Origin of the sequence: Actinacidiphila acidipaludis (assembly GCF_019890725.1) — a bacterium.
In the GTDB taxonomy this organism is placed as follows: domain Bacteria; phylum Actinomycetota; class Actinomycetes; order Streptomycetales; family Streptomycetaceae; genus Actinacidiphila; species Actinacidiphila acidipaludis.
Window position 1 is genome coordinate 160,751 of sequence record NZ_JAINZZ010000003.1, and the last position, 16,204, is coordinate 176,954.

A 16,204-nucleotide genomic window follows, 5' to 3' on the forward strand; every position below is an offset into this window, starting at 1 on the left:
TTAGCTCTTGCGGTAATTCTGGATGCCGCTGATCTGCTGGAAATTCACGCCGTTATCTTGAACCGTTGCGCTCTGGTGAATTTCTCTCGCCTTAACTGGTGCGGAACTGTCTTCCAGATCCCTGAGTAGCTCCTTTAGAGGGGCTATCGCGCCGGGGTCTCTGGAAATCGCTGTGCACAGGAGGGCGAATACTTCGCTTCTCCTCTGCTCAAGCGCTTCAGGAGAGTTGTTTGCAATCGCCCGCTGCCGAAGTTCGTCAAGGCTTTGCCCAGCCGTTTGGGGGTCCCCTTCCGTTCTAGAAAAAATGTGAATGAGTCGCCCCTTAGCGGCGTTCCACCCGTCAGTGAGCATTGTCGCCAAAAGTGTTTGTGCAGCTGGCGCTGCAAACTGAGCAAGTTCCAACTCGTTCACGGTTCCCCCCTACACACGTAGCTACCTTTGCCGAGGCTAGCGTTGCGTGCGGCGGTATGTCGCGCGATTGAGCAAAGATGCTTGCTCCGTTGAGTCGAGGGGGTGATGCCATCGAAGGTGCAGATGGCGAGCCTGATCTTGTGAGAGTCACGAGAAGATGAAGGACAAGGTGGCCACCTCAAAGTTGCGTCCGAGTTGCTCAGCCCACCCCCGGCTGGCTGGACGTCCGTCCGCCGGCTCAGACCCGGAACGGTTCTTGTGGTGGCCGCGACATGATCATCCCCCCTGCCCAGGTGTTGAGGCGAAGCGCCTGCTCGGGAGGGATGTAACCGGCTCCGTGTAAAGACGCCCATTGCGTACCTTCCTGGGCCGTCCCTGGGCCGTCTGACCACGGCCCAGGGCCACCATGGACCACCAACAACGACCGGGGGCCCCGCGCCCGGCGTACCGGTGCGGGGCCCCGCGTCGTCTGGTTTCAGCTCGCCGACCTGGCTAGATCCAGGAGTCGAGCCACATTCTGGCCTGCCACCCGGAGTAGGGGATCGTCATGCCCGTGTAGATCGGGAAGAAGTAGATGAAGTTCCAGATGATGAGCAGGACGAGGGTGCCGGCGCCCACCGCGCCCCACATCCGGCGGCCCTCACTGGCGCCCGGTGGGCCGAGGAACGCGCCCACCATCATCGCCACCGCCAGGCACAGGTAGGGGACGAACGCCACCGCGTAGAAGTAGAAGATCGTCCGGTCCTGGTAGTGGAACCACGGCAGCCACCCGGCGCCCAGCGCGCACAGGATCGCGCCGGCCCGCCAGTCGCGCCGCATCGCCCACCGGAACAGCAGATAGACGATCGCGAAGCACGCCGACCACCACAGCAGCGGCGTCCCCAGCGCCAGGATCTCCCGCGAGCAGCCGGACGTCGTGTGGCAGCCGTCCTGCCCGTACTTCGGCGACTCGAAGTAGTACGACACCGGCCGCCCCAGCACGATCCAGCTCCACGGGTTGGACTGGTACGGGTGCGGGGTGTGCAGGCCGACGTTGAACTTGTAGACCTCGTGCTCGTAGTGCCACAGGCTGCGCAGCGGCGCCGGGATCCACGACCAGGTGCCGCCGCGGTCGTCGGCCCAGTGCCGGAAGTAGCCGTTGCCGGTGACGAACCAGCCGGTCCACGTCAGCAGGTAGGTGACCAGCGCGACCGGCAGCATCGACAGCACCGACCAGCCGAGGTCCTTCCGCAGCACCGCCAGGTGCGGGCGCCGCGCCCCGGCCAGACGGCGCGAGCCGACGTCCCACAGCACGGTCATGATCATGAAGAAGGCCAGGAAGTACAGGCCGTTCCACTTGCTGGCCGCGGCCAGTCCCAGGAAGAAGCCCGCCGCGAGCCGCCACGGCCGCCAGCCCATGCCCGCCCGGTCGCCCGTGTGCTGGTCGGGCCCGGCGAAGCCGTCCTCGCCGACCGGCAGCGCCGCCGCCAGTCTGGCTCTGGCCCAGTCCCGGTCGATCAGCAGGCACCCGAACGCCGCCAGCGCGAAGAACATGATCACCAGGTCGAGCAGCGCGATCCGGCTCATCACGTAGTGCAGGCCGTCCACCGCCATCAGCGTCCCGGCCACGCAGCCCAGCGCCGTCGAACGGAACAGCCGCCGCCCGATCCGGCACAGCATCAGCACCGACAGGCTGCCGAGCAGCGCCATCATGAAGCGCCAGCCGAACGGGTTCAGGCCGAACATCCACTCGCCGGCCGCGATCACCCACTTGCCCATCGGCGGGTGCACGACATAGCCGGGGGCGTCGGAGAGGGGGATGGTCTGCGGGTGCGCCAGGATCTGAGGGTTGGAGATCTTGCCGTCCGGCCAGCTGCCCTCGTAGCCGAGCTTCAGCAGCGCCCAGGCGTCCTTGGCGTAGTACGTCTCGTCGAAGACGACCTCGCGCGGGCTGCCCAGGTGCCAGAAACGGATGCCGCCGGCGACGGCGGCGACGAGCAGCGGACCGAGCCAGCCCGACCACCGCGCCAGCCGGTGGGCCGCCACCGGGCCGAGGCCCAGCATCTCCCACATGCGGGTCCCGGGCTCGGGAAAGGGCGGGACCAGGCGTTCGCGGGTGTCGGTCCGGGGACGCTCGGCGTAGCCGAAGCGACGCAGGCGCCGCGCCCAGGGACTGGCGTCGGCCTGCACCCGGACCTCCTCGTCGACGCGGTCCTGCGTCGCGGTGTCACTCGTCACCGGGCCATCGTAGGGAAACCACCTGAGAAAGCGATGTGCCCGGCGGAGGGCGGCGGTATTTGCCCCCTATCTCCGTGTGACGGCCCCGCCGCCGGCCTGTGGGCGCTCGGCCGGCCGTCTCCGTGCCCGGCAACCGCGGGGTGCCTGGTCGCGGGGCCTGCCCGCCCCTCGTCCCCGGCCGGCCGCTCCCTGGTCGCGGGACTGCCGCGCCGGCGGGCCGGACCGCCCGCCGCCGTGCTCGAAAGCACACGCACCCGCGGCCGAAGGCACTCGCTCCCGGCCTCGACCGCGTCCGCCGGCGTGGCCCGCGGCCCGCCCGTGCGGGGCCGGGTCGCCGCCGGTGGGAGGATGCCGGGGTGAACAGCAGCGCAGCCGAAGGCGTCCTCGTCCTGGCCGGAACCCCCATCGGCGACCCCGCGGACGCCCCGCCCCGGCTGGTGACCGAGCTGGCGGGCGCGGACGTGGTCGCCGCGGAGGACACCCGGCGGCTGCGGCGGCTGGCCCAGGCCCTGCAGGTGGAGATCGGCGGCCGGGTGGTCTCGTACTTCGAGGGCAACGAGGCGGGCCGGACGCCCGAGCTGGTGGAGGCGCTGCTCGGCGGGGCGCGCGTGGTGCTCGTCACGGACGCGGGCATGCCGTCGGTGTCCGACCCCGGCTACCGGCTGGTGGCCGCCGCGGTCGAACACGGCATTCGCGTCACCGCGGTGCCCGGCCCGTCGGCGGTGCTGACCGCCCTCGCGCTGTCCGGGCTGCCGGTCGACCGGTTCTGCTTCGAGGGCTTCCTGCCGCGCAAGGCGGGTGAGCGCGCGGCCCGGCTCCGGGAGGTGGCCGCCGACCGCCGCACCCTGGTCTACTTCGAGGCGCCGCACCGGATCGCCGACGCGCTCGCCGCCATGGCCGAGGTGTTCGGGTCCGAGCGGCGGGCCGCGGTGTGCCGCGAGCTGACCAAGACGTACGAGGAGGTCCGGCGCGGTCCGCTGGGGGAGCTGGCGCAGTGGGCGGCCGACGGGGTGCGCGGCGAGATCACCGTGGTGGTCGAGGGCGCTCCGGAGCCCGGTCCCGGCGACCTGGAACCGGCCGAGCTGGTGCGCAGGGTCGCGGCCCGCGAGGCGGCGGGGGAGCGGCGCAAGGAGGCGATCGCGGCGGTCGCGGCGGAGGCGGGCGTGCCCAAGCGCGAGGTGTTCGACGCCGTGGTGGCCGCCAAGCACGGCACCGCCTGACGGCACGGCCGACCACCAGACCACCCGACCGTCTGATCACCTGACCGTCTGACGGCCCGGCCGTGTGATCATCGCCCCCGTTGTCCACAGGTTCCGGGCTTCGTCCACAGGCCCGTCCGGAGGGCACCCGGCGGACCTAGACTTGGGACAAGGCAAAGCAACAGCCCCCAACTTCCACATACGCGCCAAATCTCCCCCAAGAGTCGGATGCTGGGCTGCGGTATCCGTCCGGGAGGCGTTCGCTGGGAGGTGGGAAGTCCCGGTCCGGGCACCTCGCTCGGAGGGCACGCAGGAGCTGCCATGAGCGACACCGTCGGAAGCGACCGCGGCACGGAAGGACAGACCGTCACCGAGGCGTACTCGTTCGCCTGCATGAACTGCGGGCACTGCTGGGAGCAGACGTACGAGATCGAGCACCACAAGGACACCGCGGGGCGCCCGTACGTCACCTACCGCGCCGAGGGCGTCGAGGTGCCCTCACCGCTGACGCGGCCCACCTGCGACAACTGCGACGGTCACCGGGTGCGCATCATGGGGTCCGGGCAGGTCTCGCACGCCGTGGCGCAGCGCTGGACGCTGGAGCACAGCGACCGCGAGCGCGGCGTGCACCGCACCCGCCACTGGCCGACCCTGCACCTGATGCACCGCAAGCAGGGCCGTGCGCCGCGGGACGCCGAGGGCTCCGGGCCCCGGATGACGCCGTGACGGTCTGACGCCCGGCCGCCGCCGACGCCCGGCCGCCGGGGTCCCTAGGATCGGGCGCATGGCGACGCACGAAGAGCACAGCAATCCCGCGGGCGGCACCGGCTCCACCGGCGCCCCCGCCCCGGCGCGGGCGACGACCCCGGCGGCGAAGGACGCGGACCGCAGGAAGGCCGCCCCGCCCGCCCCCGAGCCGCTGCGGATCGCCGTCGCCGACTCGCACACCCACCTGGACATGCAGTCCGGCACCGTCGAGGAGGCGCTCGCCGCGGCCGCCGCGGTCGGCGTCACCACGCTCATCCAGGTCGGCTGCGATCTGCCCGGCTCGCGGTGGGCCGCCGAGACCGCCGCCGCCCACCCGGCCGTCTGGGCCGCGGTGGCCCTGCACCCCAACGAGGCCCCGCGGATCGTCCACGGCGACGCCGAGGCCGGCTCGCCGCGCGCCGCCGGCCGCACCCGCGACGGCGGCGGCACGGCCGCCCTGGACGAGGCGCTCGACGAGATCGACGCGCTCGCCGCCCTGCCGCAGGTCCGCGCCGTCGGCGAGACCGGCCTGGACTACTACCGGACCGGCCCCGAGGGCGTCGCCGCCCAGCACCACTCCTTCCGCCGCCACATCGCCATCGCCAAGCAGCACGGCAAGGCCCTGGTCATCCACGACCGGGAGGCACACGACGACGTGCTGCGCATCCTCGACGAGGAGGGCGCGCCGGACACCGTGGTCTTCCACTGCTTCTCCGGTGACGCCGCGATGGCCCGGGTGTGCGCCGAGCACGGCTACTACCTCTCCTTCGCCGGGACGGTCAGCTACAAGAACGCGCAGAACCTGCGGGACGCCGTCGCCGTCGCCCCGCTGGACCGGCTGCTGGTGGAGACCGACGCGCCGTTCCTGACGCCGGTGCCCTTCCGCGGCCGCCCCAACGCGCCCTACCTCATCCCGCTCACCGTGCGGGCGATGGCCGAGGCCCGCGGGATCGGCGAGGACACGCTGGCCGAGGCGATCGCCGCGAACACCGCCAGGGCCTTCGACTACTGACGGGCGCCGGGCGGTCCTCCGGTGCCGGGGGGCCGCCCGGCGGGCCGATAACCTTGCGGTGTGAGTACGACACCCCCCGACGACCAGGACTCCCTGCTCGGCCCGGCCGACATCCGCGAGCTGGCCGCCGCGCTGGGCGTGCGCCCGACCAAGCAGCGCGGCCAGAACTTCGTCATCGACGCGAACACCGTGCGGCGCATCGTCAGGACCGCGGGGGTGCGGCCGGAGGACACCGTCGTGGAGGTCGGCCCCGGCCTCGGGTCGCTGACGCTGGGGCTGCTGGAGGCCGCCGACCGCGTCACGGCCATCGAGATCGACGACGTGCTGGCCGGTGCGCTGCCCGCCACGGTGGCCGCCCGCCTGCCGGAGCGTGCCGACCGCTTCGCGCTCGTCCACAGCGACGCCATGCAGGTCACCGAACTGCCAGGGCCGCCGCCGACCACCCTGGTGGCGAACCTGCCCTACAACGTGGCGGTCCCGGTGCTGCTGCACATGCTGGCGACCTTCCCGACCATCGAACGCACCCTGGTCATGGTCCAGTCCGAGGTCGCCGACCGGCTGGCCGCGCAGCCCGGCAACAAGGTCTACGGCGTGCCGTCGGTGAAGGCCAACTGGTACGCCGAGGTCCGGCGGGCCGGCGCGATCGGGCGCAACGTCTTCTGGCCCGCGCCGCACGTGGACTCCGGCCTGGTGTCGCTCGTCCGGCGCGATCCGCCGAGCACCACCGCGTCGCGCGAGGCGGTGTTCGCCGCCGTCGACGCCGCGTTCGCCCAGCGGCGCAAGACGCTGCGCGCCGCCCTGGCCGGCTGGGCGGGGTCCGCGCCGGCCGCGGAGGCCGCGCTGGTCGCCGCCGGGATCTCACCGCAGGCCCGCGGCGAGGCCCTGACCGTCGAGGAGTTCGCCGCGATCGCCGAGCACCGGCCCGCCGAGGCCGCGGGGGCCCGGGCGGTCCGCCCGTGACGCCGCCAGCCGTGACGCCGGCGCCGCCCGCGCCCGGCCGCGACGAAGCACGCCCCGTCGCCCGCGCCCGCGGCTCCGTCGTGCCGGAGCCCGCCGCTTCCGTCCGTGGGGCCGCGACCCCCGCAGCCCGTGCCGTACCGTCACCGTCCCCGAGGAGCGTCCGCCCGTGAGCGTCAACGCCGTGACCGTCCGCGTTCCCGCCAAGGTCAACGTCCAGCTCGCCGTGGGCGGGCGCCGGCCGGACGGTTTCCACGACCTGGCCAATGTGTTCCTGGCCGTCGGCCTCTACGACCACGTGACCGCGACCCCGGCCCAGGAGTTGCGCATCACCGGCGAGGGGCCGGACATCGCGTCCGTGCCGCTCGACGCGTCGAACCTCGCTGCCCGCGCCGCCGTCGCCCTCGCCGAGCGCCACAACATCACGCCGCGCGTGCACCTGCACATCGGCAAGGACATCCCGGTCGCCGGCGGCATGGCCGGCGGCAGCGCCGACGCGGCCGCCGCGCTGCTCGCCTGCGACACCCTCTGGGGCCTGGGCTCCTCCCGCGCCGACCTGCTGGCGATCTGCGCCGAACTCGGCAGCGACGTTCCGTTCAGCCTGGCCGGCGGCGCCGCGCTCGGGGTCGGGCGCGGCGAGATCCTCACCCCGCTCGAGGTCGGCGGCTCCTTCTCCTGGGTCTTCGCCGTCGCCGACGGCGGCCTGTCCACGCCCGCGGTCTACCGCGAGTGCGACCGGCTGCGGCGCGAGCAGGGCACCGGCGACGCCGCCGGGGACGTCCCCGTGCCGGAGGCCGACCCGCGTCTGCTGTCCGCGCTGCGCGACGGCGACGTGCACGCGCTGGCCGCCGCCCTGCACAACGACCTCCAGGCGGCCGCCCTGTCCCTGCGGCCCGAGCTGGCCGGCACGCTCCAGGCCGGCACCGAGGCAGGCGCGCTGGCCGCGATCGTGTCCGGTTCCGGGCCCACCTGCGCGTTCCTCGCGCCCGACGCCGACACCGCCGGCAAGATCGCCGCCACCCTCGGGTCCTCCGCCCGCGCCGCCACGTCCCCGGCCCCCGGCGCCTCCGTCGTGGCCTGAGGCCCGGACCGGCCTGAGCCCGGCCCCGGCCGGGTCTCCGTCCCGGAAGCCGGGCGGCCCCGGCACGGCCTGAGGTTGGTCTCGGGCGGGTCTCCGTCCCGGAGGCCGGGCGGCCCCGGCCTCCCTCGGTTGCCCGGCAGTCCCGGCCTCCCTCGGCTGCCGCACCCCCGCGGGGGACCGGCCCCCCGTGGTGGGCCAGTAGGCTGGAAGGCCGTACACCCGAGTGAAGCGTGGAGAACCGCCGACGTGGCCGTCAATCTCGTCAATGTCGAAGGCGTCGGCAAGACCTACGGGACCCGCACGCTGCTGGACTCGCTGAGTCTGGGCGTCTCGGAGGGCGACCGCATCGGCGTCGTCGGCCGCAACGGCGACGGCAAGACCACACTCATCCGGATCCTCGCCAAGCTCGAGGAGCCCGACTCCGGCCGCGTCACCCACCAGGGCGGACTGCGCTTCGGCGTGCTGACCCAGGGCGACACCCTCGACCCCACGGCCACCGTCCGGCACGAGATCGTCGGCGACCGGCCGGACCACGACTGGGCGGGCGACTCCCGGATCCGCGACGTCCTGACCGGCCTGTTCGGCTCGCTCGACCTGCCCGGCTTCCCCGACGGCCTCGACACCGTCATCGGCCCGCTGTCCGGCGGTGAGCGCCGGCGCATCGCCCTGGCCCGCCTGCTCATCCAGGAGCAGGACCTGATCGTCCTCGACGAGCCGACCAACCACCTCGACGTCGAAGGCATCGCCTGGCTCGCCGGCCACCTCCAGGCCCGCCGCTCGGCCCTCGTCTGCGTCACCCACGACCGCTGGTTCCTCGACCAGGTCTGCACCCGCATGTGGGACGTGCAGCGCGGCGCCGTCTACGAGTACGAGGGCGGCTACAGCGACTACGTCTTCGCCCGCGCCGAACGCGAGCGGATCGCCGCCACCGAGGAGGCCAAGCGGCAGAACCTGGTCCGCAAGGAGCTGGCCTGGCTGCGCCGCGGCGCCCCCGCCCGGACCTCCAAGCCGCGCTTCCGGATCGAGGCGGCCAACGCGCTCATCGAGGACGTCCCGCCGCCGCGCGACACCGCGGAGCTGATGAAGTTCGCCAACTCCCGCCTCGGCAAGACGGTGTTCGGCCTGGAGAACGTCACCGTCACCGCCGGTCCCAAGGAACTCCTCGCCCACGTCACCTGGCAGCTCGGCCCCGGCGACCGCTTCGGCCTGGTCGGCGTCAACGGCGCGGGCAAGACCTCGTTCCTGCGGGCCCTGGCCGACGCCGCCCGCAGCGACGGCGACGAGCAGCCCGCGCACGGCCGGGTGGTCGTCGGCAAGACCGTCAAGCTCGCCTACCTCTCGCAGGAGGTCGCCGAGCTCGACCCGGCCCAGCGCGTCCTGCAGGCCGTGGAGTCGGTGCGGCAGCGCGTCGACCTCGGCAAGGGCCGCGAGATGACCGCCGGCCAGCTCTGCGAGCACTTCGGCTTCACCAAGGAGAAGCAGTGGACGCCCGTCGGCGACCTGTCCGGCGGTGAGCGCCGCCGACTGCAGCTCCTGCGCCTGCTCATGGACGAGCCCAACGTGCTGTTCCTGGACGAGCCGACCAACGACCTCGACATCGAGACGCTCACCCAGCTCGAGGACCTCCTCGACGGCTGGCCCGGCTCCATGATCGTCATCAGCCACGACCGCTACTTCCTGGAGCGCACCACCGACCGGACGTACGCGCTGCTCGGCGACCGGACCCTGCGGATGCTGCCGCGCGGCGTCGACGAGTACCTGGAGCGCCGCCGCCACGCGATCGAGGCGGCCACGCCCCCGCCGCCCGCGGCCAAGGAGAAGCCGGCCGCCGACACCCGGGCTGCCAAGAAGGAACTGCAGCGCGTCGAGCGCCAGTTGGACAAGATCGGCGACCGCGAGAGCCGCCTGCACGCCCAAATCGCGGAGAACGCGACCGACTTCGAGAAGGTCGCGACCCTCGACGCCGAACTCCGCTCCCTGCGCGACGAACGCGAACTCCTGGAGAGCCGCTGGCTGGAGCTGGCCGAGGACGTGTAGCAGGGCGGTAACGGAACCGCGGTGGGCCGGCTGCGGCGTGTCGGGCGGGTGGTAGAAAGAGTGACCGCCCACCCACCCCGATCCGATGTACGAAGAGGACCCTGCTGATGTCGCAGCCGCCCCCGCCCCCTGGAAATCCGCCCCGGTTCGGGGCGCCGGACGGTGCCGCGCCTCCGCCTCCGCCGCAGGGCCCGCCGCAGACGCCGCCGGCCGGCCAGGCGCCGCCCCCGCCACCGGGGTTGCAGAAGGAGCAGCAGGCCCCCGCGGGCGGCGGGTACGGGTACCCGGCGCCGCCGACTCCGACCCAGGTCGGCCCGCAGGCGCCGCCGCCGGTTCCGCCGGCCGGTGACAACCCGTACGCCGCGCCGGTGCCGCCGGGTCAGAACCCGTACGCGGCGCCGACGCAACCGGCCTACCCGCAGGCGCAGTTCCCGCAGCAGCAGCCGCCCCCGCCGTACCCGAGCGGGCAGCAGGCGCCGCCGCCCGGCTACGGCTACCCGGCCCCGCAGCAGGGCTACGCGCAGCAGCCGTACGGCCAGCAACCGCCGTACGGCCAGCAGCCCTACGGCTACGGGCAGACCCCGCCGCCCGGCGGGTACCCGCAGCCGTACCCGGGGGCGCCCGCGGGCGGCGGGTCGAAGAACAAGGTGGTCGTGATCGTGGCGGCCGTGGTCGCGGCCGTGCTGGTCATCGGTGGCGGCGTGTACTTCGCGACCAAGGGCGGCGGCGGGGACGGCAAGCCCACGCATCAGGCGTCCACGGGCGGCACGAAGAGCGCCAGCGGCGGCCCGACCGGCGGCGGCCACAACTCCGCGCTGACGCTCAAGTGGCAGGTCAACGGCGACACGGTGGCCGAGAAGGACAACCTGAAGGACGTCGTCGGGGTCTGGTACACCGACAAGTACGTGGTGAAGAACCAGATCGGCAAGGTCGTGGCCTACGACAAGTCGACCGGTGCCCCGGCCTGGACGCTGCCCGCGCCGTCCAGCGGCGACTGCACCGCCTCCCGCGAGTCGTTCAACAACCTGACCGCGATCCAGTACGGCTCCTTCTGCGACAAGATCATGGTCATCGACCTGACGACCGGCAAGGCGGCGTGGACCAAGGAGCTGCCGGGCGGGGCGGGCGCCGGCAAGAGCACCTTCGACTACAGCGAGATGGCGATCAGCGGGGACACCGTCGGCGTCTCCTGGCTGGAGGGCTCGGTCGCGTACCGGCTGAGCGACCAGAAGACGCTGTGGCAGGGCGGCGACGGCGAGTGCAAGGACGGCGGGTACGCGGGCGGCAAGCAGTTCGTGGCGGTCGTCAACTGCGGCTGGACGACCTACAAGGTGCAGGTGATCGACACGGCGAACGGCGGCAAGCCGAAGTGGTCGTGGACGGCGCCGTCCGGCACGCAGGTCACCGCGGTGGTGTCGACCGACCCGGTGGTGGTGATCCTCGGTACCGAGACCAAGCTGAAGACCGACGTGGCCGTGCTCGACAACGGCCGTCTGAAGTCGCGGATCTCGCTGGGCACCGACAAGTACGACATCGACACCGACGGCACCGAGCAGGACTCGGTGCACAACGTGCTGGTGTCCCAGGACACGGTGTATCTGTCCCTGCAGGGGCGGCCCGACGCCAACGGCCAGGTGCTGGCCGGCATCGTGGCGTTCGGCCTGGCGGACGGCAAGCAGAAGTGGGTCGCGCGGCCCAGCGACAAGCACGGCATCACCGGCCTGAGCTTCGCCGGGGACAAGGTGCTGGCCTACGAGCCGGCGGACTACGGGGTGCAGGGCGCGCTGGTCACGGTCGACCCGGCGACCGGCGCGATCTCCCCTTACGCGACCTTCCCCAAGGAGGCCTACGACACGCTGGACACGGCCGGGACCGGTGAGTACCCGGAGTGGAACGGCGGCCAGTTCTACATGATCAACCGGACGATGTACGCGGGCAACACCGACCAGAAGTACGTGGTCGCCTTCGGCTGACGGCCGGTCAACCGGGCGGCGGCCGCCACTCGTCGGCGGTCCCCGCCCGGCTGTCGTCCGGCTCCCGGCCCGCCCGCCGGCAGCATCACGCGCCCCCTGCCGGGGTCACGTTTCCGGAATTGCCGGAACGTATCCGCCGGTTGGGGGCGCGCGCGGTTCCCGGACCGTGTAGCTTCGCGGCGGATGGAGCGGGTCTGTGCCAGGGGCATGGTTGGAACCGGTCCCGCCGCGGTATGCACTGGGCAAACGGGACCGGCGGCGGTCCGGGTTCCGGGGGATGGGGGATTCCCGAGATGGGTCTACGGCTCGTCGTGGTCGACGACCACCGGCTGCTCGCCGAGGCGCTGGCCTCTGCTCTGAAGCTGCGCGGTCACCGGGTGCTGGCGGCGGCCGCGCCCGCGCAGGGCGCCGCGGAACTGGTGCTGAGCCGCTCACCGGAGGTGTGCCTGCTGGGCACCGCGGCGCCGTCGGAGCCGGGGGTGTTCGATCCGGTGGTACGGATCAAGCGGGAGCGGCCCGCGGTCGCCGTGGTGGTGCTGGGTCCGGTGCCCGATCCGCGGGGGATAGCGGCGGCGTTCGCCGCGGGCGCCTCGGGATACGTGCGGCACGACGAGCGCATCGAGGGTGTCGAGCGGGCGATGGCCAAGGCACGGGCGGGTGAGGTGGCGGTGGCGCCGGGCCTGCTGCAGGGCGCGTTCGCCGAACTGCTCAACCCGGCGCGGCAGCCCGACGACGAGGGCGTGCGGCTGCTGGAGATGCTGACGCCGCGCGAGGTCGAGGTGCTGGTGCGGGTCGCCGAGGGCGAGGACACGCGGGTGATCGCGGCGGGGATGCGGATCGCGCCCAGCACCGCGCGCACCCATGTGCAGCGGGTGCTGATGAAGCTGGGAGTGGGCTCCCGGCTGGAGGCGGCGGCGCTGGCCGCCCGGACCGGGCTGCTGGAGCGCGCGGCGGGCGACCGGGCCTGACGCGGGCCTGACGGGTCCGCCCCGGCTCCTCCGCCGGGATGCGCGCCGATTCCCTCGCACCGCCTCCCCGACGTGTTCGACTCCTGTTCGGCTTTGTTTGTTTGTGCCCGTACCGGGCTTTCGCTGAGCGTCTCTGCCCGCCATGAACTTCGTGCTGCCCCGCGCATTGACTCAACTGTTCTGTTGTGGTTCATTGTGTGCGGTTCTGTTGAGTGCACAGGGTGTGAGGTGCCGCAGGGTGAAGAAGACGACGACGCGGCTCGCGGACGGCCGTGAGCTGATCTACTACGACTCGGCCGACGCCGTCGTCCGCGACGCCGTCGATCTGCGCCCGCTCGAGCCCGTCTCCACGGACTCCGACCTGCGGGCCGACCGGCTGCTCGGCGACACCGTCGCCATCGCCTCGCACCGGCAGGGCCGCACCTACCACCCGCCGGCCGACGAGTGCCCGCTGTGCCCGTCCCGCGAGGGCAGGCTCAGCGAGATCCCGGCGTCGGACTACGAGGTGGCGGTCTTCCAGAACCGCTTCCCGTCGCTCACCGGCGACAAGGGCCGCTGCGAAGTGGTGTGCTTCACCTCCGACCACGACGCCTCGTTCGCGTCGCTGAGCCCGGCCGGCGCCCGGCTGGTGCTCGACGTGTGGACGGACCGCACCCAGGACCTCTCCCAGATGCCGGGCGTGGTGCAGGTCTACCCGTTCGAGAACCGCGGCGAGGAGATCGGGGTCACCCTCGGCCACCCGCACGGCCAGATCTACGGGTACCCGTTCGTCACCCCGCGCACGTCGCTGATGCTGCGCAACGCCGCCGAGCACCTGCAGCGCACCGGCCGCAACCTCTTCGACGACGTGGTCGCCGACGAGTTGGCCGACGGCCGCCGGATCGTGCTGGAGGGCGAGCACTGGACGGCCTTCGTGCCGTACGCCGCCCACTGGCCCTACGAGGTCCACCTCTACCCCAAGCGCCGGGTGCCGGACCTGCTGGGGCTGGACGAGGACGCCCGGGCCGAGTTCCCCGGGATCTACCTGGAGCTGCTGCGCCGCTTCGACCGGATCTTCGGCGAGGGGCAGCCGCCCACCCCGTACATCTCGGGCTGGCACCAGGCGCCGTTCACCGCGGCGGACCGCCGGGACTTCGCGCTCCACCTGGAGCTTTTCACCATTCGCCGCACATCGGGCAAGCTGAAGTTCCTCGCGGGTTCGGAATCGGGCATGAGCGCCTTCGTCAACGACGTGCCACCGGAGTCCGCGGCCCAGCGACTGCGAGAGGTAGCGAGCAATTGAGCACCGCCCAGAAGAAGCTCCTGGTCACCGGCGGAGCCGGATACGTCGGCGGCGTGGTCGCCGCTCACCTCCTCGAGGCCGGCCACCAGGTGACCGTGCTCGACGACCTGTCCACGGGCTTCCGGGTCGGCGTCCCGGAGGGCGCCCGCTTCGTCGAGGGCCGCATCCAGGACGCGGCGAAGGTGCTCGACGGCTCGTACGACGCGGTGCTGCACTTCGCCGCCTCCTCGCAGGTCGGCGAGTCGGTCGCGAACCCGGAGAAGTACTGGCGCAACAACGTCGCCGGCACCCTGGAACTGCTCACCGCCATGCGGGAGTCCGGGGTCCGCACGCTGGTGTTCTCCTCCACCGCGGCCACCTACGGCGAGCCGGACCAGGTGCCGATCACCGAGACCGCCGCCACCGCGCCCACCAACCCCTACGGCGCGACCAAGCTCGCCGTGGACCACATGATCGCCTCGGAGTGCGCCGCGTACGGGCTGTCCGCGGTCTCGCTGCGGTACTTCAACGTCGCGGGCGCCTACGGCCGGTACGGCGAGCGCCACGACCCCGAGTCCCACCTGATCCCGCTGGTGCTGCAGGTGGCGCAGGAGCGCCGTGCCGCGATCTCGATCTTCGGCGACGACTACCCGACGCCCGACGGCACCTGCCTGCGCGACTACATCCACGTCGCGGACCTCGCCGAGGCCCACCTGCTCGCCCTGGACCACGCGCCCGCAGGCGAGCACCTGATCTGCAACCTCGGCAACGGCAACGGCTTCTCGGTCCTGGAGGTCGTGGAGGCCGCCCGCCGGGTGACCGGCCACGCGATCCCGGCGACCGTCGAGCCGCGCCGGGCCGGCGACCCCGCCGTCCTGGTGGCCTCCGCGGACCGCGCCCGGGAGCGGCTGGGCTGGCAGCCGCGCCGCACCGACCTCGTGGAGATCATCCGCGACGCATGGAACTTCGCCACTTCAGCAGGGGAGGACGGCGCGCAATGACCGACGCCGCGTTCGAGATCGCGTTCAAGAACGTCTTCGGGCGCGCGCCCGAGGGCGCGTGGTCGGCACCGGGCAGGGTCAACCTGATCGGTGAGCACACCGACTACAACGACGGCCACGTCATGCCGTTCGCGCTGCCGCACGCCACCCGCGCCGCCGTCGCCCGCCGCGACGACGGCCTGCTGCGGCTGCACTCCGCGGACATGGACGGCGGGGTCGTCGAGCTGCGGGTCGCCGACCTGGCCCCCGGCACCACCGAGGGCTGGGCGCGCTACCCCGCGGCGGTGCTGTGGACGCTGCGCCAGGCCGGTCACGACATCGGCGGCGCGGACCTCCACTTCGACAGCAGCGTGCCGGTCGGCGGCGGCCTGTCGTCGTCGGCGGCGCTGCAGGTCGTCACCGCCCTGGCGCTGACCGAGCTGCACGGCGTGACGGGCCTGTCGCGCCAGGAACTGGCCCTGCTGTGCCAGTCCTCGGAGAACACCTACGTGGGCGCGCCGGTCGGCGTCATGGACCAGACCGCGTCCGCCTGCTGCACCGAGGGCCACGCGCTCCACCTGGATGTGCGCGGGCTGGTGCAGCACCAGGTGCCGTTCGACCTGGCCGCGGAGGGCCTGCGACTGCTGGTGTGCGACACCCGGGTCAAGCACGCGCACGCCGACGGCGCCTACGGGAAGCTGCGGGCCGGCTGCGAGTCCGCGGCCGGGACGCTCGGGCTGCCCGCGCTGCGGGACGTCGCCTTCGACCAGCTCGACGCGGCGCTGGAGTCCCTGCCGGACGAGCGGCTGCGCCGGCTGACCCGGCACGTGGTGACCGAGAACCACCGCGTGGAGGAAGTCCTGGCGCTCCTGCGGGCAGGCCGCACCCGGGACATCGGCCCGGTGCTGACGGCCGGCCACGCCTCGCTGCGCGACGACTTCCAGGTCTCCTGCCCCGAGCTGGACCTCGTGGTGGACACCGCGCTGGCGGCCGGCGCGCTCGGCGCCCGGATGACCGGCGGCGGCTTCGGCGGGTCGGCGATCGTGCTGGTGGAGGAGTCGGACGAGGCGGCCGTCGCCGCCGCGGTGGAGGCCGCGCTGCCTCAGGTCCGGCAGTTCGCGACGGTTCCGGGGCCCGGCGCGCACCGCCTCTGGTGATCGTCCGCGCTGCTGGGCGGGCAGGTCAGAGGTGTAGACCAGTGCAAACGCGCGGAAGAACAGGCCGGTAACTTCCGGCAAGACGGTTCCATATCGCCGCCGAACCCCTACGCTTTTCCCACAGCGCCGGTGGGGGCCGGTGCTCATCAGGGGGCGAGACGCAAGGGGTTCGGCACCCGGACCGGGACGGCGGTCCCGGTCCGG

The 16,204-nt window shown here is 72.9% G+C and carries 13 protein-coding genes; 11 read left to right on the forward strand and 2 right to left on the reverse strand.

Annotated elements, in window-relative coordinates; all coding sequences use genetic code 11:
- Both K7862_RS04035 and K7862_RS04040 read right to left on the reverse strand, forming a co-directional pair.
- Positions 1 to 411, reverse strand: a complete 411-nt coding sequence (locus K7862_RS04035) for a hypothetical protein (RefSeq protein WP_222960656.1) — start codon at positions 409 to 411, stop codon at positions 1 to 3.
- A gap of 492 nt (positions 412 to 903) precedes the next feature.
- A complete protein-coding gene (locus K7862_RS04040) occupies positions 904 to 2,628 on the reverse strand; it encodes a dolichyl-phosphate-mannose--protein mannosyltransferase (RefSeq protein ID WP_222960666.1) in 1,725 nt (574 codons plus the stop codon).
- A gap of 356 nt (positions 2,629 to 2,984) precedes the next feature.
- On the opposite strand from K7862_RS04040, the gene rsmI reads away from it, so the two are divergent.
- The 11 genes from rsmI to galK all read left to right on the forward strand — a co-directional run bounded on the left by rsmI (position 2,985) and on the right by galK (position 16,000).
- A complete protein-coding gene (gene rsmI, locus K7862_RS04045) occupies positions 2,985 to 3,848 on the forward strand; it encodes a 16S rRNA (cytidine(1402)-2'-O)-methyltransferase (protein WP_222960668.1) in 864 nt (287 codons plus the stop codon).
- A gap of 300 nt (positions 3,849 to 4,148) precedes the next feature.
- Positions 4,149 to 4,553 carry a hypothetical protein gene (locus K7862_RS04050; RefSeq protein ID WP_222960670.1) on the forward strand — a complete coding sequence of 135 codons (405 nt, stop codon included), beginning with the start codon at positions 4,149 to 4,151 and terminating at the stop codon, positions 4,551 to 4,553.
- Positions 4,554 to 4,611: 58 nt separating this feature from the next.
- Entirely contained in the window at positions 4,612 to 5,586 is a 975-nt protein-coding gene (locus tag K7862_RS04055; protein ID WP_222960672.1) for a TatD family hydrolase, read from the forward strand.
- 60 nt (positions 5,587 to 5,646) lie between these two features.
- Entirely contained in the window at positions 5,647 to 6,546 is a 900-nt protein-coding gene (gene rsmA, locus K7862_RS04060) for a 16S rRNA (adenine(1518)-N(6)/adenine(1519)-N(6))-dimethyltransferase RsmA (RefSeq protein ID WP_222960675.1), read from the forward strand.
- A 166-nt stretch (positions 6,547 to 6,712) separates the two neighbouring features.
- Positions 6,713 to 7,624, forward strand: a complete 912-nt coding sequence (locus tag K7862_RS04065; protein WP_222960676.1) for a 4-(cytidine 5'-diphospho)-2-C-methyl-D-erythritol kinase — start codon at positions 6,713 to 6,715, stop codon at positions 7,622 to 7,624.
- Positions 7,625 to 7,870: 246 nt separating this feature from the next.
- Positions 7,871 to 9,661 carry an ABC-F family ATP-binding cassette domain-containing protein gene (locus tag K7862_RS04070; protein ID WP_222960677.1) on the forward strand — a complete coding sequence of 597 codons (1,791 nt, stop codon included), beginning with the start codon at positions 7,871 to 7,873 and terminating at the stop codon, positions 9,659 to 9,661.
- Between the two features lie 239 nt (positions 9,662 to 9,900).
- Complete coding sequence (locus tag K7862_RS04075) at positions 9,901 to 11,634, forward strand: outer membrane protein assembly factor BamB family protein (protein WP_222960678.1); 1,734 nt, start codon at positions 9,901 to 9,903, stop codon at positions 11,632 to 11,634.
- 293 nt (positions 11,635 to 11,927) lie between these two features.
- Positions 11,928 to 12,602: a response regulator transcription factor gene (locus K7862_RS04080; protein WP_222960679.1), complete on the forward strand. Its 675-nt coding sequence runs from the start codon at positions 11,928 to 11,930 to the stop codon at positions 12,600 to 12,602.
- A gap of 238 nt (positions 12,603 to 12,840) precedes the next feature.
- Positions 12,841 to 13,884, forward strand: coding sequence for a galactose-1-phosphate uridylyltransferase (gene galT / locus K7862_RS04085; protein WP_222960680.1), 1,044 nt, complete (start codon positions 12,841 to 12,843; stop codon positions 13,882 to 13,884).
- Positions 13,881 to 14,864, forward strand: coding sequence for a UDP-glucose 4-epimerase GalE (gene galE, locus K7862_RS04090; protein WP_222960681.1), 984 nt, complete (start codon positions 13,881 to 13,883; stop codon positions 14,862 to 14,864). Before galT ends, galE begins: the two co-directional genes overlap by 4 nt.
- Positions 14,861 to 16,000 carry a galactokinase gene (galK, locus tag K7862_RS04095; RefSeq protein WP_222960682.1) on the forward strand — a complete coding sequence of 380 codons (1,140 nt, stop codon included), beginning with the start codon at positions 14,861 to 14,863 and terminating at the stop codon, positions 15,998 to 16,000. Before galE ends, galK begins: the two co-directional genes overlap by 4 nt.
- Positions 16,001 to 16,204 lie beyond the last annotated feature (204 nt).